At 70.9% G+C, this 23,697-nt stretch carries 18 protein-coding genes; 13 read left to right on the top strand and 5 right to left on the bottom strand.

Annotated elements, in window-relative coordinates:
• Positions 1-30 precede the first annotated feature (30 nt).
• The 5 genes from AC5Y3P_RS10405 to AC5Y3P_RS10385 are packed head-to-tail and all read left to right on the top strand — an operon-like array spanning position 31 to position 7,672.
• The gene (locus tag AC5Y3P_RS10405; RefSeq protein ID WP_500045814.1) at positions 31-1,377 is read left to right on the top strand and encodes a hypothetical protein; all 1,347 of its coding nucleotides are present in this window, start codon (positions 31-33) and stop codon (positions 1,375-1,377) included.
• A complete protein-coding gene (locus tag AC5Y3P_RS10400) occupies positions 1,374-1,889 on the top strand; it encodes a hypothetical protein (protein ID WP_500045813.1) in 516 nt (171 codons plus the stop codon). Before AC5Y3P_RS10405 ends, AC5Y3P_RS10400 begins: the two co-directional genes overlap by 4 nt.
• Positions 1,886-5,056 (top strand): ATP-binding protein, encoded by a 3,171-nt coding sequence (locus AC5Y3P_RS10395; protein ID WP_500045812.1) that lies wholly within the window; start codon positions 1,886-1,888, stop codon positions 5,054-5,056. The genes AC5Y3P_RS10400 and AC5Y3P_RS10395 overlap by 4 nt, the downstream gene beginning before the upstream one ends.
• Positions 5,053-7,134 carry an FAD-dependent oxidoreductase gene (locus tag AC5Y3P_RS10390; RefSeq protein ID WP_500045811.1) on the top strand — a complete coding sequence of 694 codons (2,082 nt, stop codon included), beginning with the start codon at positions 5,053-5,055 and terminating at the stop codon, positions 7,132-7,134. Before AC5Y3P_RS10395 ends, AC5Y3P_RS10390 begins: the two co-directional genes overlap by 4 nt.
• Positions 7,135-7,144: 10 nt before the next feature.
• Complete coding sequence (locus AC5Y3P_RS10385; protein WP_500045810.1) at positions 7,145-7,672, top strand: hypothetical protein; 528 nt, start codon at positions 7,145-7,147, stop codon at positions 7,670-7,672.
• On the opposite strand, the gene AC5Y3P_RS10380 is transcribed toward AC5Y3P_RS10385, so the two are convergent.
• Both AC5Y3P_RS10380 and AC5Y3P_RS10375 read right to left on the bottom strand, forming a co-directional pair.
• Positions 7,669-8,349 (bottom strand): hypothetical protein, encoded by a 681-nt coding sequence (locus AC5Y3P_RS10380; RefSeq protein ID WP_500045809.1) that lies wholly within the window; start codon positions 8,347-8,349, stop codon positions 7,669-7,671. The genes AC5Y3P_RS10385 and AC5Y3P_RS10380 overlap by 4 nt on opposite strands.
• Complete coding sequence (locus AC5Y3P_RS10375; protein WP_500045808.1) at positions 8,349-9,800, bottom strand: hypothetical protein; 1,452 nt, start codon at positions 9,798-9,800, stop codon at positions 8,349-8,351. Before AC5Y3P_RS10375 ends, AC5Y3P_RS10380 begins: the two co-directional genes overlap by 1 nt.
• A gap of 66 nt (positions 9,801-9,866) precedes the next feature.
• On the opposite strand from AC5Y3P_RS10375, the gene AC5Y3P_RS10370 reads away from it, so the two are divergent.
• Positions 9,867-10,904, top strand: a complete 1,038-nt coding sequence (locus AC5Y3P_RS10370; RefSeq protein ID WP_500045807.1) for a polyprenyl synthetase family protein — start codon at positions 9,867-9,869, stop codon at positions 10,902-10,904.
• Between the two features lie 54 nt (positions 10,905-10,958).
• The gene (eccB, locus tag AC5Y3P_RS10365) at positions 10,959-12,299 is read left to right on the top strand and encodes a type VII secretion protein EccB (protein ID WP_500045806.1); all 1,341 of its coding nucleotides are present in this window, start codon (positions 10,959-10,961) and stop codon (positions 12,297-12,299) included.
• Here eccB and mycP read toward each other — a convergent pair.
• Both mycP and AC5Y3P_RS10355 read right to left on the bottom strand, forming a co-directional pair.
• Positions 12,228-13,553 carry a type VII secretion-associated serine protease mycosin gene (gene mycP / locus AC5Y3P_RS10360; RefSeq protein ID WP_500045915.1) on the bottom strand — a complete coding sequence of 442 codons (1,326 nt, stop codon included), beginning with the start codon at positions 13,551-13,553 and terminating at the stop codon, positions 12,228-12,230. The genes eccB and mycP overlap by 72 nt on opposite strands.
• Before the next feature lie 41 nt (positions 13,554-13,594).
• On the bottom strand, positions 13,595-14,710 hold the full coding sequence (locus AC5Y3P_RS10355; RefSeq protein ID WP_500045805.1) for an EsaB/YukD family protein: 1,116 nt from the start codon (positions 14,708-14,710) through the stop codon (positions 13,595-13,597).
• 92 nt (positions 14,711-14,802) lie between these two features.
• On the opposite strand from AC5Y3P_RS10355, the gene eccCa reads away from it, so the two are divergent.
• The 5 genes from eccCa to AC5Y3P_RS10330 all read left to right on the top strand — a co-directional run bounded on the left by eccCa (position 14,803) and on the right by AC5Y3P_RS10330 (position 21,470).
• A complete protein-coding gene (gene eccCa / locus AC5Y3P_RS10350) occupies positions 14,803-18,483 on the top strand; it encodes a type VII secretion protein EccCa (protein WP_500045804.1) in 3,681 nt (1,226 codons plus the stop codon).
• On the top strand, positions 18,468-19,643 hold the full coding sequence (locus tag AC5Y3P_RS10345) for a type VII secretion-associated protein (protein ID WP_500045803.1): 1,176 nt from the start codon (positions 18,468-18,470) through the stop codon (positions 19,641-19,643). The genes eccCa and AC5Y3P_RS10345 overlap by 16 nt, the downstream gene beginning before the upstream one ends.
• A gap of 69 nt (positions 19,644-19,712) precedes the next feature.
• On the top strand, positions 19,713-20,039 hold the full coding sequence (locus AC5Y3P_RS10340) for a WXG100 family type VII secretion target (RefSeq protein WP_500045802.1): 327 nt from the start codon (positions 19,713-19,715) through the stop codon (positions 20,037-20,039).
• Positions 20,040-20,048: 9 nt separating this feature from the next.
• On the top strand, positions 20,049-20,345 hold the full coding sequence (locus tag AC5Y3P_RS10335) for a WXG100 family type VII secretion target (protein WP_500045801.1): 297 nt from the start codon (positions 20,049-20,051) through the stop codon (positions 20,343-20,345).
• Positions 20,346-20,516: 171 nt separating this feature from the next.
• Entirely contained in the window at positions 20,517-21,470 is a 954-nt protein-coding gene (locus AC5Y3P_RS10330; RefSeq protein WP_500045800.1) for an alpha/beta fold hydrolase, read from the top strand.
• Here the strand turns inward: AC5Y3P_RS10330 and AC5Y3P_RS10325 are convergent.
• A complete protein-coding gene (locus AC5Y3P_RS10325) occupies positions 21,442-21,990 on the bottom strand; it encodes a TetR/AcrR family transcriptional regulator (RefSeq protein ID WP_500045799.1) in 549 nt (182 codons plus the stop codon). The two genes, AC5Y3P_RS10330 and AC5Y3P_RS10325, sit on opposite strands and share 29 nt — an antisense overlap.
• A 116-nt stretch (positions 21,991-22,106) precedes the next feature.
• Between AC5Y3P_RS10325 and exaC the strand changes: the two genes are divergently transcribed.
• A complete protein-coding gene (gene exaC / locus AC5Y3P_RS10320) occupies positions 22,107-23,630 on the top strand; it encodes an acetaldehyde dehydrogenase ExaC (RefSeq protein WP_500045798.1) in 1,524 nt (507 codons plus the stop codon).
• Positions 23,631-23,697 lie beyond the last annotated feature (67 nt).

Raw genomic sequence — 23,697 nt, 5'->3', positions numbered from 1 at the left:
GCTAACTGCGCATATGGGGTAGGAGGGGTAATGACTTCATCCAAGATGCCGCCCCAGGACGGCAACAGCACGTTGCTGTCGTTGCTGTCGATCTATGTCGCGATCGATCGGGCGATCCTGGCCGACCCCGCGGTGGGAGCCGCGGCCGAACCGTACCTGCCCACCTTCGCGGCGCACGCCGGTTGGTCCGAGCAGTTGCAGCGCGACCTCCACTTGACCGGGTTCCCGGATCTCGATGCGGCCCTTGACTATCTGACCGGCGCGGAGAACCTGTCCAAACCGGTGCTGTCCCGGATCAGCTTCGCGCTCGGCGTGCTGCTGAACCTGCCGTTGTCGCGCACCACCGGCACCGACGAGGCCATCGCCGGGGTCTTGGACCTGGCCGGGCCGATCCGGCGGGAACATCAGACCGGTTATTTGCTGGCGGCGTTGCTGCAGAACCAGTTCCACGGCTGGCGGGATTGGCCGGAGGTCGCCGCGCTGGCGGCCCGCGCCGGCTTGCTGGATCCGACCGTGGCAGCCCTGCCGCCGTGCCGGGCCCGGGTGGTCCGCACCGAAGCCGGTATCGACTGCGTAGAGGTGAAGACCGTTTTCGTCGACGACACCGTGGAATTCGAAGACGTCATCGCCATTCTGGACCCGCGGAACTGGGACAAGATCGGCGCCGACTTCTTCTGCAGGATCGACCCGGTCGCCGGCCTGGCCCCGAACGGGTGGGGCCGGTTGATGGAGTACGCCAGCCTGGGTTGTGGCTGGCTGCCGCCCTGGCGGACCGCGCTGAAATACTCCAAGGCCTCGGTCGGCACCGATCGGGCCGTGGTGCAGTACGACCTCGACGATTCCCAACCGTTTCCGTGCGGCGGTGACGGCGCCATCACGGTGGACCGCGGTTGGCTCCAGGTGGACCGCGGATCGTCGGCCGGAATGTCGACCGGGGTCACGGTGACCACGTCCAAGCTGGTGCACATCGATCCGCTGTCACCGTTCCTGCAGAAGCTGCTGGTCTGCACGTCCGGATACGGACAGGCCGCGCTCGACATGATCGTCGGCGGCGCGCAGAACCCGCCGGAGGACGCGGTGGGTTGGGCCGAGCCACCCGAGCCGGTCGCGACCGGGGCAGCCACCGGCTCTGGTGGCCAACCGCCCCCCGCGACCTCGCCCAGCAGCACGGCCGGTGGGTTGGCGGTCAGCATGGTTTCCGAATGCCTGGCGGCGCTGACCCGGGACAGCTCGGCGCTGGCCGCCAAGTGGGCCAAGGGGGCTCTGGAGCCCGACGACCTGAGCCGCTTCGGTGCGACGCTGGGTGCCCGGCTGGCTTCGGATCCGTTCACCTTCGTCAAGCGGCTCGCCGAACTTCCCAAGGGAGACAAGCCATGAACGGACTCGATGACACCGTGGACCGGTTCACCGCGACCACCGAGACCGCGGTCCGCGAAGCGCAAGCCCTGGCCCGCTCGGTGGCCGCCGAAATCGACTCCGGCAGTTACGGTCTGGACGGCTGGACCAAGTCGATGCTGCGGTTCTACGACATCGTGGCGCGCGGGTCGGCCAACCATCTGCAGAACGTGATGGGCAGTTGCGCACCGCAGGCCCCGGACGATGGGCCCGCGGGCACCGACATCAAGGTCCCGGTGGACGCGGCATTTGCCCGCAGCATCACCGTGACCGTCCCGTTCCGGCAGCTGGCCGGGACGCGCGTGATCCCGGATGCCGCGCTGAGATTCCACCCGGGACGCACACTGCCGGCCGGCGCCACGGCATTCCGGATCAGCGTCGCCGAGCCGCAGTACCTGGGTGCGTACTACGTCGGGACGGTGCGGCTGACCCGGGTCGTCACCGATCCGGCGAATCAGGGCGCAACCGACGTTCCGGTGTCCGTTGCCCTGTGAGTGATCCGGACGCCCGCTACATCGACGAGTTGCTCGACCGCGCGGTACGAGCGATCAACGCCGGTGACCGAGCCGGGGCCAGCGCGCTGGCGCAGCAGGTGTTGGACCAGGACGCCGGCAACGCCGACGCCGAGGATCTGCTCGGCGCACCCACCGATCGCGGCGAGATCCGGCGGCTGACGATCTTCTTCGCCGACCTGGTGGATTCCACGGCGTTGTCCACCCGGGTGGAACCCGAGGCCTACCGCACGGTGGTGGCCCGCTACAAGACTCTGGTCACCGAGATCGTGGAACGGTTCGGCGGCCACATCGGTTCGACCAAGGGCGACGGGCTGCTCGGCGTGTTCGGCCACCCGCAGGCCCACGAGGACGACGCGGTGCGCGCGGTGCACGCCGCGGTGGAGATCGTCCGGATGGTGAACCGGATCAGTGCGCAGGCCGCCCGGCGGTACGGCTTCGAGATCCAGGTCCGGGTCGGCGTGCACCGCGGTGTGGTGTACCTCGACATCGGCCAGGACGACGTGTACGGGCTGGCCGCCAACGTCGCCGCCCGGGTGTCCGGGCTGGCCCCGCCGGATTCCGTGGTGGTCTCCGCGGAGATGGCCCGGCTGGTCGCCGAACGGTTCCAACTTCAGCGACGAGATCCGCAGCGGGTCAAGGGAATCCAGGACCCGATCGACCATTATCTGGTGCTCGCCGAGCGGCCGGTGCAGTTGCCCTCGCCGATCGGTCCGCTGGTCGGACGCGACGCCGAGGCCGCGCACCTGATCGCGGCCTGGGCGCAGGCCCAGGCCGGCACCCTGACCTCGCCGGGGGTGGCGCTGCGCGGTGAGGCCGGTCTGGGCAAGAGCCGGCTGGTCGCCGAGATCGTGGCCCGGGTGCGTGCCGACGGCGGCGCGGTGCTGACCCTGCGCGGTTCGCCGCTGCACAGCCACGTCGGACTGCACCCGGTCCGCAAGCTGCTCGAGGAACGCTGCGGCATCGTGCCGGCCGACACCGGTGCGCAGCGCCTGCAGCGGCTGACCGCGATGCTGACCGAGCTGGGTGTCGAACCGTTGCTGACCGTCCCGCTGCTGGCCCCGGTGCTCGGCATTTCGCCGACCGCCGGTTACCAGCCCGCGCCGGCCGACGGGATGAAACTGTTCCGGCAGATCGCCGACGGCGTGCGGGACGCCTTGCTGGCGCTGACCCGCGGCGCCCCGACCCTGGTGGTCGCCGAGGACATGCACTGGTTCGACGAGGACACCGCCGAACTGACCGAGATGCTGCTGGCCGAGCGTTGCGGACGGTTGCTGGTGCTGCTGACCAGCCGCGTCCCGGACCCGGTGAACACCGCCGCGGGTGTGGTGCAGTTCGACCTCAAGGCGCTGACCGCCGGCCAAACCGACACCCTGGTGGCCGCCCTGCATCCCGACTTGGACGCCGAAGCCCGCGCGATCGTGCGCCGGCGCAGCGACGGGATCCCGCTCTACATCGAAGAAGTCGCGGCCAAGGTGGGTGCTGCGGTCGAGGTTCCGGACTCGCTGTATGAGGCGCTGGTGGCCCGGCTGCGGTCCTGCCCGCGCGGCACCAAGGTGATCGAGGCGGCCTCGGTGATGACCGGGCGGATCCGGCGGATGCTGCTGTCAGCCGTCGTCGGGATGGACGACGAAGCCCTGGACGCCGCGTTGGCCGAACTGGTCGAACATCGGGTCTTCGTGTTCACCGACGACGGCGCCAAGGTGGCGTTCCGGCACGAACTGCTTCGCGAGGCCGCCGAAGAGCTGGTGCCGCCCAGTGTGCGGCGCAAGCTGCACGGCCAGATCGCCGATGCGTTACTGGCTCTGGCCGGCGGTGCGGTGGACTGGCCGCTGATCGCCAGCCACTGTGAACGTGCCGAGCGGTTCGAGCAGGCGATCGTGGCGCACCAGAAGGCCTCGGCTGCCGCCGGCCGCCGCGGGGCGCTCGACGAATCACGCAAGTTCCTCACTCGGGCGCTGGCGCTGCTCGACCGACTCGACCCGGCCGAGCAGGCGCACGTCGAGATCCGGCTCCGGCTGCGGCGTGGGTTCCTGTGGTACGCCGCCGAAGGCGCCTCCAGCCGGCACGCATTCGCCGACTTCGGGCGTTGTCTGGAACTCAGCGGCACCGAACTCAACGAGGACCTGTTTCCCACCCTGACCGCGTTGTACGGCTACTACGCCACCCGGGCCGACCTCGACCAGGCCGAGCAGTTGCTGACCGCATTGGAGGCCGGCCTGCCCGAAGACCCGGTCGGCGCGTTGCCGACCAACACCGCCGGTTTCGGCATGATCGCCTGGTACCGCGGCGATTTCGACACCGCGCTGACCAAGTTGACCGAGGCTGAACAGCTCCGCGGCCGGGTCACCCCGACCCTGTTCGAGAGCTGGTTCATGGCCAACGAGCCGATCGCCTCGATCCACACGCATCTGGCCCTGGCCCGCTACGTGCACGGTGATCTGGCCGGAGCGCAAACCGCCCTGGACGCGACGGTCGACCGCTGCGCCGAAGTCGGTGTGCCACAGGGACCGTTCAGTTTGGCCTATGCCCGTCAGCTCGAGGTGTTGATGCGGATCGACTCCGGTCAGTTGGACCTGGCCGAGCGGGCCATGCAGGACCTGCTGGCCCAGGCCGGAGCGCACGGGCTGGAGTCCTGGCAGGCGATCGGCGCGGCCCAGCAGGTCGTGGTGGCCGCGCTGCGGGCGGTGGAAACCGATTGCGACACCGGCGAACTGGCTGCCCACATCGAGGCGGTCACGGCGCTGGTCGAAGCCTGGCGGGCGCTGGAGTTCCGCATCATGCTCACCTCCTACGATGCGGTGCTGGCCCGGCTGCTGCTGGCGGCCGGTCGCCCGGAGGCCGCCCGGCAGCGGCTGGACACCGGTCTGGCGCTGGCCGCGGAAACCGGTATGCACTACTACGACGCCGAGCTGCTGCGGTGGCGGGCCCGCACCTGGGAACAGGATGCCGACATCCGCGCCGATCTACGGGCGGCGCTGGACCTGGCCCGCCGCCAGCGCGCGGCGATCTTCGAATTGGCAGCTGCCACAGATGCTTTCGAGCGGTTCGGGGAGTCCGCCCGGGCCGACCTGGCGACCGCGGTCGAGCGTTTCGGGGAGTCGAGCAGCTGGCCCGCGCTGCAGCGGGCCCGGATGCTGCTGCGATGAGGGCACGCCGACCGGCGCGCGTCGCAATCCTGGGCGGCGGCATGGCGGGGTTGACTGCGGCCTGGCGGCTGAGCGCGCCGGGCAATCGGGAGCAGTTCGAATCGATCACGGTGTACCAGCGTGGTTGGCGCCTCGGCGGCAAGGCCGCCTCCAGTCGCGGCCGCAACGGCCGGATCGAGGAGCACGGCCTGCACATCTGGCTGGGTTCCTACGTCAACGCGTTCAATCTGCTGCGCGAGTGCTACGAGGAGCTGGACCGGGCGAACACCGACCCTCGCGCCCCCATCCGGTCCTGGGACCAGGCCTTGATCCCGGCCGACGACCTGGGCCTGGCCGAACGCTGGGGCGGTGACTGGGGGACCTGGCTGGGTGCCTTCCGACCCAACGACGAATCACCGGCCGCCGACACCGACGGCCGGGAGATGACCGCGGTCGGATTCCTGGAACGCTCGTTGGACCTGCTGGCCGACTTCGCCGCCTCGATCGGCGATGCCGGCCCGCCCACGCTGCGGTTGAGCACCTCACCGCAGCCACCCGCGGAATCCGGTGCCGGCGAGGTGATGTGGCGCGCCGTGACGGCGGTGCTGACCGAGCTGGCCGCCGGCCCGCCGGGGCAGCAGGGGCCGGTCGACGGTCTGGATCGGGTGCTGGCCACCATCCGGGCCGAACTCGACCACCGCCGTCGACGTGATCACCAACGCAGCTGGCTGCTGCTGTCGTTGGTGACCGCCACGGTCCGTGGCATCGTCGCCGACCGGCTGATCACCGACCCGCGTGGCTTCCGCGCGGTCAACGACGAGGATTTCGGCGGCTGGCTTCTGCGGCACGGCGGGCATCCGGATGTCCTGGAATTCCCGTTGATCCGCGGTCTTTACGATCTGGTGTTCGGCTTCGAGGACGCCGATCCGCAGCGGCCGGCCTTCGGTGCCGGGTTGGCGATCTTCCTGACCGGGCTGGTGCTCTTCGAGTACAAGGGCGCGATGTTCTGGAAGATGACCGCCGGTATGGGCGACGTCGTGATCGCTCCGATCTATCAGGCCTTGCGCAACCGCGGCGTGCGCTTCGAGTTCTTCCACCGGCTCGACCATTTGCACCTCGATGCGCAGGCGCACGGCATCGCCGCGATCACCCTGGGCCGGCAGCTGCGATTGGCCGACGGCGTCGACGAATACCGGCCGCTGACCGAAGTGGCCGGGCTGCCGGTGTTTCCGGCCGCGCCGCTGGCCGACCAACTCGACCCGGCCGACCGGCAGCGCTGCCGGCGGCCGGCGGATCTGGAGCAGCACTGGGGCGCGCGTGACGACGCCGAAGTGCGGGTGCTGCGCCGCGGTGTGGACTTCGACCAGGTGGTGCTCGCGGTCTCGCACGGCATGCTCGGCATCGTCGCCGACGAGCTGGTGCAGCACAGCAGCGCGTGGCAGCAGATGCTGACCCGGGTGCGCACCGTCGCCACCCAGGCGCTGCAGATCTGGTTGCGGCCACAGCCGGCCGAGCTGGGCTGGTCGGGTGCACCCGCGGTGACCACCAGCGCCTACCTGCCGCCGTTCGAGACCTGGGCGTCGATGCCGCAGACGCTGTGGGCCGAACAGTGGCCTGCCGACGACGCGCCACGCACCGTGGCCTACTTCTGCGGCAGCCTGAACGCCCCGGTGCCGACCCAGCACAACGCAGCCGACGAACTGCGTCGGTACCGCACCCAGGTGCGCCAAGACGCCACCGACTTCCTGAATCGGGATGTCGGACTGTGGTTTCCGAACGCGGTCGGTCCGGACGGTTTCGCCTGGGAACTCCTGGCCGGGGCGGACGGTGCGCGCGGGGCCGCCGCGGTGGACACCCAGTACATCAGCGTCAACGTCGACCCGTCGGACCGGTATGTGCAGTCGGTGCCCGGGTCGGACCGCTATCGGCTGCGTCCCGACGAAAGCGGCTACGACAACCTGGTGCTGGCCGGCGACTGGACCGACTGCGGCATGAACGCCGGGTGCATCGAGGCCGCGGTCCGCTCCGGGCTGCAGGCCGCCAACGCCCTACTGGGCCGGGGCCGCCACCAGCGGATCCGCGGATACTGGTTGCCCTGAGATGGCGGACATGACCGGGATCGACGACGGCAGCATCGCCGATCTGCCGTGGGCGCAGGTGTTCGACCCGACGGCCAATTTGGCTGCGCTGACCCGGGCGCAGGCCCGCGGGGTACGCGCTGCGCGCGCGGTCGTCGACCGGATCATCGCCGGTGACGCACCCGAACTCGCGCGGCTGGGCTGCCGGCCGCGCTTCGATCCGGACCACGACGCGCTGCGGTTGTCGGTACGCGACGGCGTGGCAGCGGCGCCGGTCTGGCTGCACCACCGCGGAGCACACCAGCTCGGCCCGATCCGGCTGCGCTGCAGCGAATTACGTACCCACGACGGCGCAGTGATCGAATCCGATTGCGTGCGTTTCGAGCCCGAGCTGCTGGTGCTGCCGGCCGGAGCCAGTCGCGCGACGATCGTGGTCGTCCAACTGCCGGCCGGCCGGCCGCCGGGACAGTACCGCGGCACCCTGCTGGCCGAAGGGCAGGACGCCGTGTGGCTACCGCTCGTGCTGACCCTGCCCGGCCCGGAACCTGGGTCAGGCTAGAGCGCGAATTCGACGTGGACGGCCTCGTCGCCGGCGTCCACCGTGCCGACATAGACGCCGCTGGCCAATTCGAACGGCACCACCCGCAGTCGGAAGTCCTGCACCCCGGGATCCAGCGTCGGCGGATCGAAACTCACTGCCGAAGCTGGTATTTCGGCCTCGTTCGGATCGCCGAACCGGCGGATGTGGGCACGCAGCTCGCGGGGCTGCTCGGCGGCAGCGGCGTGCAACTCGATCTCGATCGGCTGGTCGTCGTAGGGGGCCGGCCCGATCAGCACGGTCTGTCCGATCTCCATCGCGCCGACCAGCGCGATGTCGGCGAATCTGGTGGCGGTCACCACAGCGTCGTCGACGCTGTAGCGACCGGCGCCGATCTTGGCGGCGGCCGCCTCGGCGACGATCTGGGCCTGCTGGGCCATCCGGGTCGCGACCGTGTTGGTGTATCCGGCCACCTGGCGTCCGCTGGCCGGGGTTTCGCGCAGCACCGTGCGACTCAGCTCGACACTGCCGCGCACCGTGAGGTCGACCAGCGCGGCCATGGTCTGCATCAGATCCGTTGCGGTGTACCGGTCTTCATTGATCTTGCCGGATGCCTCGGTGGCCAGCTCGGCGGTCCGCGAGATCATCGACTGCGCCTGGCTGCGCACCGATTCGATCAGCGGCTCGAATTCGGACATCAGTGCTGCTCCTCGGAATCGGTGCGCAGGCTGGCCAGGGCGCTGTTGAACACCTGCACCGCGTAGTCGGTCCAGGCCTGCCCCCACCGCGTGCCCAGATCACGGAGGTCGGCATCGGACAGGCCATCGGCCCACTGCCGTGCGGTCTGGTTGGCCAGGCCGGCCGCCACGTCGACGTAGTGCTGCGCATTGCCCCGAACGCTGTCGATCAACACCTCGCGCCACCCGGTCGGCAGATCCAGCGCTTCGGCGGCGGCCTCGGCCGCCGCCACCGGATCGGTCGGCGGGGTATCGGCCGGCCCGGCCTGCGTGTCGGTGTCCGGCTCCTCGGTGGGTGAAAACGGTTGGAACGGAATGCATCCGGACGGCGGATTGTGCGCGTTGTCGGTGAGCATCTGAGTTCCGGCATCCGACCAGCCGCTGTGGCAGGCCAGCGCCGCGGTACTGGTGGGGCTGAGGCCGCGCATCCGCAGTTCCTTGCTGGTCCGGATCCGCACGCCGGACTGCGGAACGCCGGGCTCGAGTTCGGTGATCCAGAGGTAGCCGTTGTCGACCTCGACCAGTCCGGAGTCCGCAGGGTCGCGGACGTCGTCGAGTTCGTAGTTGATGCAGATCCCGCCCGCACGGGGTTCGGCCTTCCAGTACCTCAGCGACGTCCGCAGCACCCACTGGCTGCGGTCCGGGCTGACCACCTCGAGCACCCGGATCCAGCCGGCCGTGGTCAACGGGGTGCGGGTGCGGATGTCGACGAAGAAGTCGTAGAGCATCGGCCAATTGCGCGGCTCGATGGTGGCGGCCATCTGTTCCAAGGTGATGTCTGGACGCAGCCAGTCGGTGCGCACCACGCTGCAGTACTGTCCACCGACCCGCCTCAACCGTCCCACGCAGGCGTCCGGGCCGCGCGCCACCGGCGCCGGGATCCCGTCGTCGCCCTCCAGATCGAGGATGGTCTGTCGGTAGCTGTTGCGGTCCTTGGCGCCGGTCAATCTGCCGGCCATCCCGATGCAGGTGTCCGGATCGGCCGGGCTGGCCTGGTTCACCAGTGCCGCCACCGGATCCATCGGGGCGTCGCGCTCGAAGAACGGGGCCGCTTCGGGGCCGAAGGCGTCCGGATCCTCCTCGTCCACCACATGCTTGAGCACGTTGGCGGCGTACAGCAGTTTGGCGGTCACCGGTGCGCCGGCCGGCTCCGCGGTGATCCGGTCCAGCGCCTGCGCCAGGGTGGGGAAGCGGACCTCACCGGCAGCTTCGGCCCGGTCCGGATCCGAGCGCAGCGCGGTGGCGTTTCGCTTGACGTAGCCCTGCAATTCGCGGTACCAGCCCCGTTGCCCGGGCCGCGTCGAGCCGGGCAGGAACTCCTCGACCAGGCCCAGCACCGTCGGATTCGTGGTGTGGCAGACCTTGTCGTCGATGGCGCCGAACAGGGCCAACTGCGCATCGACGTCGGCCATCTGCCCGCACCCCCTCACCGCTGGCCCTACTCTATCGGTAGCGCACTGGATCCGGAGGGGAAAGTCATGCTCACCGAGCACGTGGATGCCGTCGAAGCGCGGCTGCGCGACGTCGGGCGTGTGGTGCGTAACGCCATGCTCGACGCGCTGCCCGATGGTGAGCCGGTGCGCTGGCTGTACGGACCGATGCGGGAGTACCCAGCTCGCCCCGGCAAGGCGTTGCGGCCCGCACTGTGCCTCTCGGCGGGGCATGCGTTCGGCGGTCGTCCCGACGACCTGCACGGCATTGCGGTGGCAATCGAATTGCTGCACAACGCATTCCTGGTGCACGACGACGTCGCGGACGGCAGTGAGATGCGCCGCGGGCGTCCGACGCTGGCCGCCGAGCACGGCCTGGCCGCGGCGATCAACGCCGGCGACGGCCTCGCCGTGGTGGCCGGGCAGGTGCTGCGCCGCGCCACCCGCCGACTCGACCGTGACCTCGCCGAGTTGGTCTGGGGCGAATTCGACACCATGGCGATGCGCACGCTGGAGGGGCAGGCCACCGAGTTGGGCTGGCAACTCGACGGGGTCGCCGAGTTGCGCCCGGAGGACTACCTCGAGCTGATCATGCACAAAACCTGCTGGTACACCACGATTCACCCGCTGCGGGTCGGTGCCATCGTGGGATCGGACGGGACCGCCGACCTGAGCGCCTTGGTGCGGTTCGGTTTTCACTTCGGCGCGGCCTTCCAGATCCGTGACGACCTGCTCAATCTGCTCGGCGACGAAGCCACCTACGGCAAGGAGATCCTCGGTGATCTCTACGAAGGCAAACGCACGCTGCCGCTGGTACACCTGATGGCCAACGCCGAGGGCGACGACCGCGCCCTGGTGGCGCACTACCTGGCACTCGACCGGTCCGAACGCGAACCCGAACTGGTGGCCCGGATCCGCAGCCTGATGGACCACTACGACAGCATCACCTTCACCACCGAATTCGCCGAAGGCATCCTGCTGACCGCCGAGGAGTACTTCACGCAGGCCTTCGCCGACGCCCAGCCCGGCCCCGACCTGGACTTCCTGCGCGCCCTGGTGCCCTACGTGTGGGCCCGCTGGCGCTGAGCCGCTGTGCATCGCCGCGCACACCAGCGCGGCCGACGGCCTACCGTGAGGGCGGTGACGCCCACCTCCACCCGGCTGGCGCTGGACGTAGCGCGCTACCGCACCCGCCGGCGTGAACACGCACTGCTGACCGGGCAGCTCGGTTCCGAATCGGTACGCGCGCCGCTGTATTCGCTGCTGGCCGGACTGTTGCTGGCGGTGCTGTTGGTGGTCGGTGCCGGGATCTGGGGCGTGCTGCGCCCGCAGCCTCCGACGGCCGACGCCGAGGTGGTACTGACCCGATCGGGCGCGTTGTACCTGCGCATGCAGGGCCGCTGGCATCCGGTGCCCAACCTGGTGTCCGCACAGTTGATCGCGGGCCGGCCGGTCAGCCCGCGAGTGGTCGACGACGCCACCATGCTGGACACCGAACGCGGTGCACCGCTGGGCATCCCGGGTGCCCCCGCGGCGGTCGGCAGCACGCTGGCCGAAACCGGTGTGACCTGGCAGGTTTGCGACGGCGCCGGCACCACGGTGGTCCTGGGCACCGATCAGCCGGCCGACTCGGGCCGACTGGCCGAGGCCGAACCGGTGCTGGTGGTCGGTCCCGGCGGCACCACCCAGTTGCTGTTCGGCGGCCGGCGGGCCCGGATCGACCGCACCGACCCCGCGGTGCTGCGCGCGCTGCGGCTGGAAGGTGTGCAGCCCAAACCGGTTTCGGCGACCCTGCTGAACGCGCTGCCCGAGGCCGCGCCGATCACGGCGCCGGCCATCCCAGGCGCGGGTGGACCCGGACCGGCAGCTCTGTCGCAGTACCGGATCGGGGACGTGCTGCGGGTGCAGGCCGGTTCCGGCGTGCAGTACTACGTGCTGTTGTCCGGCGGTGTGCAGCGGATCGGGGCGCAACTGGTGGACCTGATCCGGCTCAGCTCGGTGCGCCCCGGCGCCGAGATCCCCGACGTCGACCCCACGGTGCTGGCCCGGGTGCCGACCGTCGGGGTACTGCGGCTGGCCGAGCTGCCCGAGTTCGGTGCGCCGCGCGGCGCCGAGGTCGACGTGCTGTGCGTAGCGTGGCAATCCGGCCTGACCGCACTGTCGGTGGGCGCGCCGTCGGGTGACGCCGCGGTGGCGTTGGCCTCGGCCGACGGCGACGGACCCGGTCTGGACGCGGTGTCGATGCCGCCGGGCCGCAGCCTCTACGTGCGCCCGGACGGCCCGGCCGTGCCGGGCGGGACCCTGATCGTGGACACCGGGGCGCGGTTCGACATCCCCGACGAGCAGACCCGCACCGCCCTCGGGCTGCCCGAGCAGCCGCAACCGGTCCCGCGCTGGCTGCTGGCCGCGCTACCGATCGGCCCCACCCTGGACCGCGCCGCGGCGCTGGTCGCCTGGGACGTGCAGCTGCCGGCGCGCTGAGATCGCCGCCAGCGCAAGCAGACTCGCGGCCGCACCGGCCAACGCGATCCGAGCCGGCCGCGGGTCGGCGCTGTGTTGCGGCGCGGTCGGCCCGACCGGTCGGGCCGCCGGGGTGACCGGCGCGATCGCGATGGTGTCGGCGCTCAACGCCGAAGCCGGGTCGACGATCCCGGCCCCGGTGACCGGATTCCAGCCGCCGGGGGTGCGCTGCACGGTGGTCTTGATCCGGGTCATCACCTGGCGCGCGGTGAGCTCCGGAAACCGGGCCCGGATCAGCGCGGCCAGACCGCTGACCACCGGTGCCGCGTAACTGGTTCCGGAGATCGGCATCTCCCGGTCCAGCAGCGGCAGCGTGTCGACCAGGCCGCTGCCGCTGGGGTGCAGTGACACCACCTGCTCGCCCGGGGCGGCGACGTCGACCCACGGGCCGGGCATGCTGAACTCCGACGGCGTGCCGTCGGCGGCCACCGAACCCACGGTCAACACGTAGTCGTCGTACCAGGCCGGGCTGACCGCCACCCGCGCGGCTTCCCAGGTCAGATCGTCGACGTCGGGCTGGCGCGGACAGTGGCCGAGACCGCCGGCATTACCGGCCGCTGCCACCACCACGGCGTCCTTGACGTCGACCGCGTAGGCCAGCGCGGCGCCGAGGGCCGCGTCGTCGATACCGCCGCCGGCGCAGGCCACCACCGACACGTTGATCACGGTGGCGCCCAGGTCGGCTGCCGTGCGCACCGCGGCAGCCATGGTGTCGACGTCGCCGTAGCCGCCGGCCGAGTCCTGGTCGGCCGCAGCGAACTTGGCACTGGACTGCCGGATGGACAGCAGCGTGACCTCGGGCGCAATGCCGCTGAAACCGGTGCTGTCGGCTGGATCCGGTGCGGCCGCGATGATCCCGGCCACGATGGTGCCGTGTGCGTCGCAGTCCGAGGTGCCGTCGCCGTAGCCGACGTAGTCGCCGGCCGGTTCCAGCGCGGCCAGCCGCGGATGCCGACTCACCCCGGTGTCGATCACCGCGACGCGTTGGCCGGAACCGCGAGTCAACTTCCAGAGGTCGGCCAGCGGATAGCCGGCGATCGGGCTGCTGCGCTGTGCCGCAGCGGGTTTGGCGCGCGGCGCGACCACGCATGCGGCGACCTGACTGGTGGCAACCGGTGGTGTCGGTGGGCTGGGTTCGGGCAGCGCGGTGTGGTCGACCACGGGCGGCACCAGCGCATGTGCCGGGCTCACCAGCACGGGTGCACCGGCCAGCATCGCTGCGCTCAATGCCACACCGAGCCGGCGGGCCGGCCCGCTCACGGCAGCTCCAGCAGCTGCAGGTGGTACGCGGCCAGCGGAACCGACGCCGCCACCGCCAGGCACTCGACCGCGTCGGCGCAGCGCCGCAGCAGCGGAGGAGCCGAGCCGGCCGACCAACCCAGCCGGCCCGCGGTCGCCGCCCCGGCACACAGCGCGAGCGCCCACCATCCGGTCAGCTGCGGGTACTGGCTGCGCAGCACGAACAGCGCGCCGGCGGCGCAGCCGATGCCCGCGGTCAGCAGCGCGGCGCGCGACCAGGTTCCGCGATGCGTGCGGGCGTGCAGCAGCAGCGCGGCCGCGGTTAGTCCGGCCTGCGCGGTGGCCGTCGTCGACGACGGTGCGGCCACCAGCGTCCACGTGGACCCGGCCAGCACACCGGCGGCACCGGCGACGGTGTAGGCGGTCAACAGCTGCTGCGCCCGATCGGCCGCGGCCAGCAGCGCACCGGTCTGCTCGGTCCGGCAGCTGCGCGCCGCCAACGGGCCCGCACCGGCCAGCAGCGCCGCCGAGACCAGCAGCAGTAGCGTGCCCGCACCGGTGTTCGGCGGCTCGCACAGCACCGCCGCGGCCGCGGCCATGGTCAGCAGCGCCCCGAAACAGGCTGCGGTGAACAATCCGAGCGCGCCGGCCGCCGCGGTGCCGGCGGCCGCGCCGAACAGTGCCGCCGGTGCCCCGGGCGGGCCCGGCACCGCCAACATCGCCAACAGCACCGCGGCGGCCAGCACCGCGCCGGCCGCGGCCAGTCGCGAGCACTCCGGGTCCCACTGCCGGGTCGGCGGCCGACGGGTCAACGCGTCGGCCTCGTCGTGCACCGCGACCCGGACCGGCGGACCGGGTGTGCTGTGCAGCACCAGGGTGCTGCCGTCCCGAATACCGGCTTGCGCCAACGTCTTCGACATGTTCAGCGGCGGTTGGCCGAGCAGGCTCAACTGCGAGCAGGCCAGCGTGGCGGCCGCGTCGCAACCGTGTGCGACGACGATGTCGACGAGCGTCGGCAGCAGCGTCGCGACCGGGATGCCGGCCGGTAACGCCAGATCGATCTCGGTGCCGGATCCCGGCGCGGCAACGTGTACCGAAACCCGGCGCAATCCGGTGTCGTGGTGAGTTGTCATGCGCGCCGACGGTATCCGCGCCGCGCCACCGGCACCTACCGCCATCCACAGGTGAATTGCCGGGGCCGTCCGCGCTGCCTAGCGTCCCCGACATGCCGGCAGCTCCGAGCCCGCCCAGCACCGCGACCGTGGCCGTGCGTCGGATGCCCCGGGACCGGCACGCGCGGCCGGCCGAAACCGAACTCCGGATCGACGCGCCGCCGGTGCTGCCCAAACCGGCCGCGGTGCCCTTGCTGCTGCGGCTGACGCCGCTGGTCGGTGTGCTGGCAGTGCTGGGAATGATTGCGGTACTGACCCTCTCGGGTTCCGGCACGGCCCGCAACCCGGTGTTCCTGGCTTTCCCCGTGCTGATGCTGATGTCCTGCGTCACGATGCTGGTGCACCACGGCGGCGGTCGGCTGCGGGCCGAACTCGACGCCGACCGGGACCGCTACCTGCACCGGTTGGTCGAACTCAACGCCCAGCTGGACACCGCGGCCGCCACCCAACTGGACACCCTGCGCGCCGACCATCCCGCTCCGCACACGCTGTGGTCGCTGGCTGGAACCACCCGGATGTGGCAGCGCAGCAGTACCGACTTCGACTTCCTGGCGGTCCGGGTCGGTTCCGGGTTGACGCGCACCGACCTGCAGCCCACGGTGTGCGAGCACGACGCCGATGCGGCCGACCCGCTCTGCACGGCCGCCGTGCACCGATTGCTGGGCGCGCACGAACTGATCCCGGATGCCCCGATCACGGTATCGCTGGCCGGGCAGGTCACCTGCGTGCACGGCCAGGACCCGCGGCCGCTGCTGCGCGCCATGATCTGCGCGCTGGCCAGCACCCACAGCCCCGCCGACGTCACCGTGGCCGCGGTCCTCGGGCCCGACCAGCGGGCGCACTGGGACTGGCTGAAATGGCTGCCGCAGCACGCCCATCCGGTGGCCGCCGACGCTGCCGGCCCGCTGCGGCTGCAGTACCCGGACCTGGAGAAAGCGCTGGCGCTGCTATCCGAATTGCCGGTGAGTCGGCACCTGCTGCTGTTGGTCGACGGCCCGCCGCCGCCGGGTCGGCGGTTACCCGAGCGGGTCGCGGTGCTCGCCGCGGCCACCGGCGCGCCGGCCGGTACCCAACAGTTGGTGCTGACCCCGGCCGGGCTCCAGCTGCCCGGCAGTCCCGAACCGGTGTCCCCGGACCGGATGACGCTGTCGGCGGCGCGGGCCTGCGCGCAGCGGCTGGCCGGTTACCATCCGGACGCCGAGCCCACCGCGGCCACCGGCTGGCCGGCGCTGATGGGTCTGGCCGCGCCGACCGGGTTCGACCCGAACCGCCAGTGGGCGCAGGGCGGCCGGCGGCTGCGCGTCCCGCTCGGGTCGGCCGCCGACGGCACCCGGATCGACCTGGACATCAGCGAGGCCGCCGAAGGCGGCATGGGTCCGCACGGATTATGCATCGGCGCAACGGGTTCCGGAAAGTCCGAACTGCTCAAGACCATCGCCTTGGGGATGATCGCCGGACACAGCCCCGAGCAGCTCAACCTGGTGCTGGTCGACTTCAAGGGCGGGGCCACCTTCCTGGAGTTCCAGCCGGTGCGGCACGTCGCCGCGGTGATCACCAACCTCGCCGACGAGGCGCATCTGGTGGACCGCATGCACGATGCGCTGTCCGGCGAGATCAACCGGCGTCAGCGGGTGCTGCGGGAAGCCGGGAACTTCGCCGGCATCGCCGACTACCGGCGGGCGGCCGGTGCGGGCACCGCGTTGCCGCCGCTGCCGGTGTTGTTCGTGATCGTCGACGAGTTCTCCGAACTGCTCAGCCAACACCCGGATTTCATCGAACTGTTCATCGCGATCGGACGGCTGGGTCGCTCGCTGGGCATCCATCTGCTGCTGGCCAGTCAGCGTCTGGAGGAAGGCCGGCTGCGCGGTTTGGAATCCGCGCTGTCCTATCGGATCTGTCTGCGCACCCTGACCGCCGCGGAATCCCGCGCCGTGCTGGGGGTGCCGGACGCCTATCAAAATTGTTCGCGACCTGGTGCGGCGTACCTGAAAGTCGGTGCCGGCCAACCCGTGCCGTTCCAGACGGCGTGCGTCTCGCAGCCGGCACCCAGCGTGGCGCCGGTACCGCCGCCGGTGACCGATCACCGCGCGGTGCCGTTCGGTGCCGAACCGGTGGGACCGGTCTGGACCGGCCGACCGGCGTCGTCGTCCACCGGCACGCTCAGCGCCGCGGTGCTGGCCGCGGTGGCCGGCCTCGGACCGCCCGCGCACCAGGTCTGGCTGGAACCGCTGCGCCAACCACCCACTCTGCAGCAGTTGCTGGACTCGGTGCCGCCGGCCGACCTCGCAGTGCCGCTCGGTGTCGTCGACCGGTATTACCAGCAGCGCCGGGAGACTCTGACCGTGGACCTGGCCGGCGCCGGCGGCAACGTCGGCATCGTGGGCGGCCCGCGCTCGGGTAAGACCGCCGCACTGCGCACCCTGATCCTGGGATTGTCCGCCCGCCATGACCCCGGCCGGGTTCAGTTGTACTGCTTGGACTTCGGCGGTGGCGGTCTGGCACCGCTGGCCGGTCTACCGCACATCGGGGCGCTGGCCGGGCGTCGCGACACCGAACTGGCGCAGCGGATCGTGTCGACGTTGACCGGTGTGCTGCGCCGGCGGGCTGCCGGCGCTGCGGCCCGCCCCGACGATCCGCGCGGGGCGGTGATCCTGGTGATCGACGGCTGGGCCGCGCTGCGGCAGGACTTCGACGGCCTGGACCTCGCGGTCACCGCGCTGGCCACCGAAGGTCTGGCGGTCGGGCTGCACGTGGTGCTGACCGCGAGCCGGTGGGCCGATGTCCGGCCCGCGCTCAAGGACCACATCGGCACCCGTATCGAGCTGCGCCTCGGGGACCCGGCCGACTCCGAGATCGACCGCCGCGCCGCGCACGGCGTACCGACCGGGCGGCCCGGTCAGGGGCTCGCACCCGACGGCGCGCCGTTGACCATCGGGGTGGCCCGGCTCGACCACACCGCCGGCGGCACCGACTTGACCGCAGCGGCGGCTGCGGCAGCCGCCGACCTGGCCGGCCGCCATCGGGACGCGTGCGCGCCGGAAATCCGGTTGCTGCCCGAACGCGCCGACGCCGTCGAGTTGCTCGACGCAGCACCACCCACCCGTCGTGCGCTGCCGCTGGGTCTGGAATCGGATCAATTGCAGGTGGCGGTAGCCGATTTCGCTGCGCAACCGCATCTGCTGGTGCTCGGCGCGGCCGGCTCCGGAAAGACCGCGACGCTGCGCATGTTGCTGACCGGGATCCGGGCCCGACCGGGCGCAAAGATCGTGCTGCTCGATCCGCGCCGCACCCTCGCCGGCGCTGCCGCACCGGGTGCCTGCACCCCGCGCGAGATCTCGGCTGCGGTCGCCGATCTGGTCACCACCCTGCGCGGGCACCTCGACGCCGAGGAGGCACCGGCACCGGAACCGACCTACCTGGTGATCGACGATTACGAGTTGATCAGCGCGACCGGGGTGCTCGATCCGCTGCTCGAGCTGCTGCCGCACGCCCGCGACCTGATGCTGCACCTGCTGATCGCGCGGCGCAGCGGAGGCGCCGCGCGCGCCCTGTATGAGCCGGTGCTGGCTGCGGTGCGCGAACTCGACGCGATGGCCGTGGTGCTGAGCATCGGCCCAGACGACGGGCCGCTGCTCGGCGCAACCCGGGTGGCACAACACATTCCGGGTCGCGGCCTGCTGATCACCCGCACCGCCGGACAGCAACTGGTGCAGGTCGGATGGGTCGAACCGTGACACTGTGCGAGGTCGGCCCGGCCGAGATACGCATCCTGGCCGGCGCCGGTGCGCCGCGACGCGCCGATGCCGAACTGAGCGATGCCGCACTGCGCGGCCTCGACGAGCCCGCCGTGCTGGTCGGTGATCGCGTCGTGGACACCGCCGGTCTGTGGTCGCAGCTGCTCGGGCCGCTACTGGCCGACACCCCGGACACGACCCTGGTGCACCCGTCCTGGTGGCCGCTGGGCCGGGCCGACCGGCTGGCCGCGCTCGCCGAGCTGGACGCCGAAACCGTCACCGTCGCAGCGCGCGCCGACCTACTGGCCCGCACCGCGCCCACCGCGACGTTGATCGAGATCGCCGAGCAGTTGGTGCTGGTGCGCGGCACGGATGGCGCCGTCGGGCAGCGTGTCTTTGCCCGCGCCGACGACGTCGGGCCGCTGGTGGCCCGGCTGCTGCGCACCGTTCGCCGCGGCCGCACCGATCGGGTGCTGATCGACGCGCCTTCAGGCGTCGCCGGTGCCGCCGATCTCGCCGCGGAGTTGAGCCGACGGTTGCGTGACCGCGGCGTGCGGGTGCGCCAGGTCGATGACGCGCTGTTGATCGCCGCAGTTGCCGCGGCCGGTCCGCAGCCCGACGCGGCGCCACCTTCGCCCAGGGCGCAAAGACGACGCAAGTGGCCGGCCGTTGCCGTCGTCGTCGCCGCGATCACCGCAGCGTTGTGCTCGACCGGCGGCGAAACCGGGGTGCCGGCAACCACATTGGTGGAGGGCCGGGTCGGCGTTCAGGTGCCGGCCGACTGGCTGGTGCGCCGGGTCACCGGCGGCCCCGGTTCGGCGCGGGTCGAGGTCAGCGCGCCCGGCGATCCGTCGACGATCCTGCACATCACCCAGGCCCGGGTGCCCAGCACCGATCTGGCCGCCACCGCGGCGGTGCTGCGGCGCGCCGTCGACCAGCAACCGGCGGGGGTGTTCGTGGACTTCGACCCGGATGACCGCCGGGCCGGTCGGCCGGCGATCAGTTACCGAGAGGTCCGACCCCAGCACGACATCCGCTGGGCGGTGCTGCTGGACGGCGGCACCCGGATCGCCATCGGTTGCCAGGCCGGCCACGACCGGCCGCACGCCATCGACGCGGTCTGCGACCGGGCGCTGGAAACTGCCAGGGAGATCTCATGAAATCACCGGAACCGAGGCCGGCGCTGGTGCGTCGAAACCAGTATCCACCCCGACCAGTGAGGAAACATCATGGATGAACCAGCCAACTCCGAAGCCCTGGCCACCGACTTCGAACTCATGCGCAGCGTGGCCGCCGACACCGAGCAACGCAGCGGTGAACTGCGAAACCTGTTGCAGTCCTTCATCTCACGGATGATCACCGTGCCGCCCGCGGTGTGGGGCGGACCGGCGGCCGCGGCCTTCAAGAGTGTCGTGGCGCGCTGGGAGGCCGAATCCGGAAAGCTGTGCGGCGCACTCGATCAGATCGCCAACACCATCCGCAGCAACGAGGTGCAACTGCGTGAAGCCGCCCGCGAACACGCCGCCCAGGTCGGCAACGTCGAAACCGAGATGTGAGGAGCAGTGATGGAAGAAACCACCATGTCGTATGACTTCAACCGGATCGAGGTCATGGTGCGACAAGACATCCACGCCACGTCGACCCGGTTCAACGCGGCGCTGGAGGAGTTGGCCGAACGCATCAAACCCCTGCAGCAGATCTGGACCCGGGAATCGGCCGCGGCTTACCGCAACCAGCAGATGAACTGGAACAACTCGGCGAGCGCGCTCAACGGCATCCTGACCCGGTTGGCCGCTGCGGTGGGCAGTGGCGCGGCCGCCGTGGCCGACGCCGACCGGCGCTCGTCGCGGCTCTGGCACTAGCCCGCGCCGGTGTGCGACTTCTGTGCGGCCCCGTCGGGAGGAGAGCCCGCGGGGTCGCACAGACTCCCCGCCGCAGAACCTGAGCAACACCGGCGACGACCCCGTTGAGCTGGTAAGACGCCGCACCGAAAGCGAGTTGTCCGGGCCTGCCGGGCGAACCACGATGGTCTCGTGAACGCCAACTTGGAGACGGACCTGAACGCCAACGTAGCCCGGTACGCCGCATTCCTGCCCGATCGCCTCCGGACCACGTCGGTGCCGCCACGTTCGAGCTGGATGCCCTGGCGCGGCGGGCGAATCCACATTGTCCGGGCCGGGGATTCGGCCGCACCGGTACGCGGCATCCTGGTCCATGGTGGCGGTGGTTATTCGGCGGCGCTCTGGCCGCTGGTGGGGGTGGCGCTGCGGCGTGCGGCCGATGTTGAGGTACTGGCCCCGGACCTGCCGCTCTACGGGTACACCGAGGTGCCGGACCGGTCCGGGGTGCGCTACCCGGACTGGATAGATCTGTTGTGCGACATCATCATTGCCGAACGCCGCGTCGATGACCGGCCGATCGTGCTGTTCGGCGCCAGCATGGGCGGCATGCTGGCGTATGAGGCGGCGGCACGCACCCGCGCGGTGGCCGCGGTGCTGGCGACCTGCCTGTTGGACACCACCGACCCCGCTGCTCGGACGGCCGCGGCCCGCTTCCCGCTGCTGGGCCGGCATGGTCACCGGGTGCTGCGCGCCCTGGACCCGCTGCTGGGCTCGGTGCCGGTGGGGATCCGCTGGCTGGCGGACATGACGGCGATGAGTGCCAACCGTGAATTGTCCCGGTTGTGCGCAGCCGACCCGCGCGGCGGTGGTACCCGGGTGCCGATCGGGTTCTTGTCCAGTTGGCTGAACTTCGCGCACACCGCGCCTGAGGACTACGCCGGTCCGCCGGTGACACTGGTGCATCCGGCCGCCGACACCTGGACCCCCCCGGAGCTCAGTGCCCGCTTCCTGCAACGGATTTCAGCGCCCACCCAGCTGGTCCTGCTGGACAACTGCGGGCACTATCCGATCGAAGAGCCGGGTTTGACCCAGCTCGAACGAGTGGGCCGCAACACCGTCACGCAGCTGGCGGAACCAGCTGGGTGACGACGCGCTGCAGTTGTTCGAGCGCATCGTGGTAGCCGTGCCGGGTCAGCACCCGGTGCAGCTGCGCGTCCACGGTGTGCACCAGGGAGTGCGCCAGCCGGTCGGCATCCGCGCCGTCGGCCCGGCCGCAGCGCTGCAGGTGGAAGGCGACCTCGCGGCAGATCCGGTTCTCAAAGGCGGTCAGTTCCTCGAGGTCGGACCCGGTGGTGGTCAACCGGTGCAGCAGGGCGTGCAGCGTCGGGCCCTCCCGATGCAAGTCCACCAGCTCGGCCAGCAGGGCCGTCATGGTCTGGTCGAACGGTGGGTTCTCGACCCGCAGCCGGGCGAACAGCGCGGCGAACCGGTCCTGGGCCTGACCGACGTGCCGGTGCGCCACGGCCCGCAACATCGCGTGCTTGTCCGGGAAGTACTGATAGAGCGTCCCGATCGACACCCCGGCCCGCTCGGCGATCCGATTTGTGGTCGCTGACAACCCTTCCCGGGCGAACACCTGGGCAGCCACTTCGACCAGGACATCCACTGTTTCCTGGGCGCGGGCCTGGCGGGGCTTGCGTCGTGGTGCGTCGATAGCGCCGATTGTAGGGTGGGTGGCAGCCGGCCCGAGTCGGCTTCCCGCGCACCGGCCAGGAGGTCATCATGACGGTTTACGCACGACCGGGCACCGACGGTGCGCTGATGTCGTTTCCGTCCCGCTACGACAACTACATCGGCGGCGGTTGGGTGCCGCCCAAGGCCGGCCGCTACTTCGAGAACCCCACCCCGGTCACCGGCGAGGTGTTCTGCGAGGTCGCCCGCTCCGACGAATCCGACATCGAGGCCGCCCTGGACGCGGCGCACGCCGCCGCCCCGGCCTGGGGCAAGACCACCGCGGCCGAGCGCGCGATCATCCTGAACCAGATCGCCGACCGGATCGAGGCGAACCTGGAAGCCATCGCGGTGGCCGAAAGCTGGGACAACGGCAAACCGATCCGGGAAACCCTGAACGCCGACATCCCGCTGGCCGTCGACCACTTCCGGTATTACGCCGGGGCGATCCGGGCGCAGGAGGGATCGCTGTCCGAGATCGACGAGCAGACCGTGGCCTACCACTTCCACGAGCCGCTCGGCGTGGTCGGCCAGATCATCCCGTGGAACTTCCCGATCCTGATGGCGGTGTGGAAGCTGGCCCCGGCGCTGGCGGCCGGTAACGCGGTTGTGCTCAAGCCCGCCGAGCAGACCCCGGCCTCGGTGCTCTACCTGTTCTCGGTGATCGGCGACCTGCTGCCGCCGGGCGTGGTGAACATCGTCAACGGGTTCGGCGTCGAAGCCGGCAAGCCGCTGGCGTCGAGCAACCGGATTGCCAAGATCGCGTTCACCGGCGAGACCACCACCGGCCGGCTGATCATGCAGTACGCGTCGCAGAACCTGATCCCGGTGACGCTGGAGCTGGGTGGCAAGAGCCCCAACATCTTCTTTTCCGACGTGCTGGCCGCCGACGACGGCTTCCGGGACAAGGCGCTCGAGGGCTTCACGATGTTCGCGCTGAACCAGGGCGAGGTGTGCACCTGCCCGTCCCGGTCGTTGATCCAGGCCGACATCTACGACGAGTTCCTGGCGCTGGCCGCGATCCGCACCAAGGCCGTGCGCCAGGGCGACCCGCTGGACACCGAGACCATGATCGGTGCGCAGGCCTCCAACGACCAGCTGGAGAAGATCCTGTCCTACATCGAGATCGGCAAGAGCGAAGGCGCCCAGGTGGTCACCGGCGGTGAGCGCGCCGAACTCGGCGGGGACCTGAGCGGCGGCTACTACGTCGCTCCGACCATCTTCACCGGCAACAACAAGATGCGGATCTTCCAGGAGGAGATCTTCGGGCCGGTCGTCGCGGTGACGTCGTTCACCGACTACGACGACGCGATCGCGCAGGCCAACGACACCCTCTACGGACTGGGCGCCGGGGTGTGGAGCCGCACCGGCAACACGGCGTATCGCGCGGGTCGGGACATCAAGGCCGGCCGGGTCTGGACCAACTGCTACCACCAGTACCCGGCGCACGCCGCGTTCGGCGGTTACAAGCAGTCCGGCATCGGCCGGGAGAACCACCTGATGATGCTCGACCACTATCAGCAGACCAAGAACCTGCTGGTGTCCTACTCCGAGGCGGCCCAGGGCTTCTTCTGAGCGGTTTTGACCTGCGCGGACGCCGACCGGTAAGCTCCACCGTTGGCGTGCTGTGCCTCCTGCTTGC

Source organism: Mycobacterium sp. NGS45, from assembly GCF_059812645.1.
Note: the sequence above shows the minus strand (reverse complement) of the source record. Positions and strands in the feature narration are given on the sequence as shown.

Excerpts from the sequence above, each read along its gene's own strand:
- AC5Y3P_RS10405 (WP_500045814.1), top strand. The coding sequence starts at position 31 with ATGACTTCATCCAAGATGCCGCCCCAGGACGGCAACAGCACGTTGCTG.
- AC5Y3P_RS10400 (WP_500045813.1), top strand. The coding sequence starts at position 1,374 with ATGAACGGACTCGATGACACCGTGGACCGGTTCACCGCGACCACCGAG.
- AC5Y3P_RS10390 (WP_500045811.1), top strand. The coding sequence starts at position 5,053 with ATGAGGGCACGCCGACCGGCGCGCGTCGCAATCCTGGGCGGCGGCATG.
- AC5Y3P_RS10385 (WP_500045810.1), top strand. The coding sequence starts at position 7,145 with ATGACCGGGATCGACGACGGCAGCATCGCCGATCTGCCGTGGGCGCAG.
- AC5Y3P_RS10380 (WP_500045809.1), bottom strand. The coding sequence starts at position 8,349 with ATGTCCGAATTCGAGCCGCTGATCGAATCGGTGCGCAGCCAGGCGCAG.
- AC5Y3P_RS10375 (WP_500045808.1), bottom strand. The coding sequence starts at position 9,800 with ATGGCCGACGTCGATGCGCAGTTGGCCCTGTTCGGCGCCATCGACGAC.
- AC5Y3P_RS10370 (WP_500045807.1), top strand. The coding sequence starts at position 9,867 with ATGCTCACCGAGCACGTGGATGCCGTCGAAGCGCGGCTGCGCGACGTC.
- mycP (WP_500045915.1), bottom strand. The coding sequence starts at position 13,553 with ATGCTGGCCGGTGCACCCGTGCTGGTGAGCCCGGCACATGCGCTGGTG.
- AC5Y3P_RS10355 (WP_500045805.1), bottom strand. The coding sequence starts at position 14,710 with ATGACAACTCACCACGACACCGGATTGCGCCGGGTTTCGGTACACGTT.
- eccCa (WP_500045804.1), top strand. The coding sequence starts at position 14,803 with ATGCCGGCAGCTCCGAGCCCGCCCAGCACCGCGACCGTGGCCGTGCGT.
- AC5Y3P_RS10345 (WP_500045803.1), top strand. The coding sequence starts at position 18,468 with ATGGGTCGAACCGTGACACTGTGCGAGGTCGGCCCGGCCGAGATACGC.
- AC5Y3P_RS10340 (WP_500045802.1), top strand. The coding sequence starts at position 19,713 with ATGGATGAACCAGCCAACTCCGAAGCCCTGGCCACCGACTTCGAACTC.
- AC5Y3P_RS10335 (WP_500045801.1), top strand. The coding sequence starts at position 20,049 with ATGGAAGAAACCACCATGTCGTATGACTTCAACCGGATCGAGGTCATG.
- exaC (WP_500045798.1), top strand. The coding sequence starts at position 22,107 with ATGACGGTTTACGCACGACCGGGCACCGACGGTGCGCTGATGTCGTTT.